This is a genomic window from Micromonospora phytophila, assembly GCF_023656545.1.
GTDB lineage: Bacteria > Actinomycetota > Actinomycetes > Mycobacteriales > Micromonosporaceae > Micromonospora > Micromonospora phytophila.
Window position 1 is genome coordinate 1 of sequence record NZ_JAMOKF010000476.1, and the last position, 3258, is coordinate 3258.

The following is a 3258-nucleotide window of genomic DNA, read 5'->3' on the forward strand; positions in this document are numbered from 1 at the left end:
GCGCACGTACCTCGCCGCCGTGTCGGGGCCGGCGGTCGCATGACCGCACCGGACCTGCTCACCTTCGGCGAGGCCATGGTGTCGCTGCGCTCCGCCGGCCCGCTCGCCGCCGGCGGACCGCTGACCATGCACCTGGCCGGCGCCGAGTCCAACGTGGCGGTGGGGGTGGCCCGGCTGGGCCACCGGGCCGCCTGGGCCGGCCGAGTGAGCACCGACGAGCCCGGCGAGTACACACTGCGGCAGCTGCGCGCCGAGGGCGTCGGTGTCGACGGCGTGACCCGGGACGCCGACCGGCCGACCGGCCTGATGTTCCTGGAGCAGCGCACCGCCGACCTGACCCGGGTGCAGTACCACCGCGCCGGGTCGGCGGGGTCCGCGCTGCGCGTCGACGACCTGCGGGCGCCGCTGGCCGCCGGCGCGCGGATGCTGCACCTGACCGGGATCACCCCGGCGTTGTCCGACGCGGCCCGCGCGGCCACCCGGTGGGCGGCCGAGGCCGCCGCCGCGGCCGGCGTCCCGGTCTGCCTCGACGTCAACTACCGCGCCCGCCTCTGGTCCCGGGAGAGCGCCCGGGAGGTGCTCACCCCGCTGGCCGGGTACGCCTCGATCGTCATCGCCTCCGCCGACGAGCTGGAACTGGTCGGCGACCCGGGGGCCGACGAGTCCACCGTGGTGGCGGAGCTGTTCCGGCGGGGCGTGCACACCGTGCTGGTGAAGCTGGGCGCCGACGGCGCCCGGGCGCACACCCCGGACGGGGTCGAGCACGCCGGGACGCTGACCGTGACCGCCGTCGACACCGTCGGCGCCGGGGACGCGTTCACCGCCGGCTACCTGTCGGGCTGGTTCGACGGGCTCGACCTGGCCGGTCGGCTGCACCGCGCGGCCACCCTCGGCGCGTTCGCGGTCTCCAGTCGGGGCGACTGTGAAGGACTGCCGCGCCGCGCCGAACTCTCCCTTCTCGACGGCCACGAGACGGGAAGCGTCATCCGTTAGCCGCACCGCGTACCTGATCCAGAAAGGCACCCCGTGAAGATCGTCGCAGCGGACGTCATCGTGTCCAGCCCGGACCGCAACTTCGTCACCCTGAAGATCACCACCGACGAGGGCATCACCGGCCTGGGCGACGGCACGCTCAACGGACGTGAGCTGGCCGTCGCCTCGTACCTGCGCGACCACGTCGCCGCGCTGCTGATCGGGCGCGACCCGCACCGCATCGAGGACACCTGGCAGTTCCTGTACCGCTCGGCGTACTGGCGGCGTGGGCCGGTCACCATGGCGGCCATCGCCGCGGTGGACGTGGCCCTGTGGGACATCAAGGCCAAGGCCGCCGGCATGCCGCTCTACCAACTGCTGGGCGGCGCGTCGCGCACCGGCATCATGGCGTACGGCCACGCGTCCGGCCGAGACCTGCCGGAGCTGTTCGACTCGATCCGCCGGCACCTGGCCGAGGGCTACCGGTCGATCCGGGTGCAGACCTCCGTGCCGGGCATCAACGCCGTCTACGGCGTCGCCGCCCAGCCCAGCGCCGACGGCAAGCGCTACGACTACGAGCCGGCGCAGCGCATCCCGCTGCCGGCCGAGGAGGACTGGGACACCCGGGCCTACCTGCGCCACCTGCCCGGCGTCTTCGAGGCGGTCCGCAACGAGTTCGGCCCCGAGCTGCCGCTGCTGCACGACGGCCACCACCGGATGACCCCGATCCAGGCCGCCAAGCTGGGCAAGGCGCTGGAGCCGTACGACCTGTTCTGGCTGGAGGACTGCACCCCGGCGGAGAACCAGGAGGCGCTGCGGCTGGTCCGTCAGCACACCACCACCCCGCTGGCCATCGGCGAGGTCTTCAACACGGTGTGGGACTACCAGACCCTGATCCGCGAGCAGCTCATCGACTACGTCCGGTCGGCGGTCACCCACACCGGCGGTATCACCGCCATGCGCAAGCTGCTCGACTTCGCCGCGCAGTACCAGATCAAGTCCGGCATCCACGGGCCTACCGACATCTCGCCGGTCGGCATGGCCGCCGCGCTGCACCTGGATCTGGCCATCCACAACTTCGGCATCCAGGAGTACATGCGGCACGGGTCCCTCACCAACGAGGTCTTCCGGCAGTCGTTCACGTTCGCCGACGGTTACCTGCACCCGGGCGAGCAGCCGGGGCTCGGCGTGGAACTCGACGAGGCGGCTGCCGCGAAGTTCGCGTACGTGCCGGCCTACCTGCCGTTCAACCGCCTCCAGGACGGCACGGTCCATGACTGGTGAGCAGCCGCCGGCCCCGACGCGGCACGTGGTGGTGATGGGGGTGTCCGGGGCCGGCAAGACCACCGTGGCCCGCGGCATCAGCGCCGGTACCGGACTGACCTTCGCCGAGGCGGACGAGTTCCACTCGCCGGCCAACGTGGCCCGGATGCGGGCCGGCGAGCCGTTGGACGACGCCGCGCGTATGCCCTGGTTGCGTGACCTGGCCGGGTGGATGGCGGCCCGCGCCGCCGAGGGCGTGTCCACGGTGCTGGCCTGCTCGGCGCTCAGGCGGTCCTACCGCGACCTGCTCCGTCAGGGAGCGCCGGGCGTGGAGTTCGTCCACCTGGACGGGTCGGCCGAGGTGATCCGCGACCGGATGGCCCTACGGGCCGGGCACTACATGCCGGCGAGCCTGCTGGAGTCGCAACTGGCCACCCTGGAGCAGCCCGACCCGGACGAGTCGGTGCTGGTGCTTGACGTGTCGCTGACGCCGGACGAACTGGTCGACGCGGCGGTCTGGAAGCTCGGCCTGCCCAGGGTGGCACACTGAGCGGCGGGCGTCAGCCGGGCAGCGCCTCGAGGTAGACCCAGCGACCGTCCTCGCGGACGAAGCGGCTGCGCTCGGTCAGCGTCCCCGGCCGTCCCTCGTGCCGGTAGTGGGCGCGGAACTCGACGGTCCCGGCCGTGTCGAAGAGCCCGCCCCGGTCGGTGCCGACCACCTCGAGCCGGATCCACCGCTGCGCCGGGTCGAGGGCCAGCCGGGGCGGCCGGGTCGAGGAGTGCCAGCTGTGCAGCAGGTAGTCGGCGTCGCCGAGGGCGAACGCGCTGAACCGGGAGCGCATCAGCGCCTCGGCGGTCGCGGCAGTCGTAGCTCTCCGTCACGACTGTCGCGTCCGGATCACCCGGAACGACAGGCTCATGGTCGACTTCAGCTCGGCGACCTTCTCGGCGACGGTCAGCTCCATCCCGCCGGCGGCCGGATCGACCATCCCGGAGACCTTCCCCGTCAGGTCACTGCCGGAG

General features: G+C 72.9%; 4 protein-coding genes. 3 read left to right on the forward strand and 1 reads right to left on the reverse strand.

The annotated features are described in order from the left end of the window. The 3 genes from NCC78_RS29890 to NCC78_RS29900 form a co-directional block, all read left to right on the forward strand. The coding region (locus tag NCC78_RS29890; protein WP_308220972.1) for a sugar kinase at positions 1-993 on the forward strand (993 nt) is incomplete at its 5' end. 33 nt (positions 994-1026) lie between these two features. Next, entirely contained in the window at positions 1027-2256 is a 1230-nt protein-coding gene (manD, locus tag NCC78_RS29895) for a D-mannonate dehydratase ManD (RefSeq protein WP_250798717.1), read from the forward strand. Next, positions 2246-2785, forward strand: coding sequence for a gluconokinase (locus NCC78_RS29900; RefSeq protein WP_250798718.1), 540 nt, complete (start codon positions 2246-2248; stop codon positions 2783-2785). The genes manD and NCC78_RS29900 overlap by 11 nt, the downstream gene beginning before the upstream one ends. A gap of 10 nt (positions 2786-2795) precedes the next feature. Here the strand turns inward: NCC78_RS29900 and NCC78_RS29905 are convergent, their stop codons facing one another. After that, entirely contained in the window at positions 2796-3077 is a 282-nt protein-coding gene (locus NCC78_RS29905; RefSeq protein WP_250798720.1) for a YchJ family protein, read from the reverse strand. Positions 3078-3258: the final 181 nt, after the last annotated feature.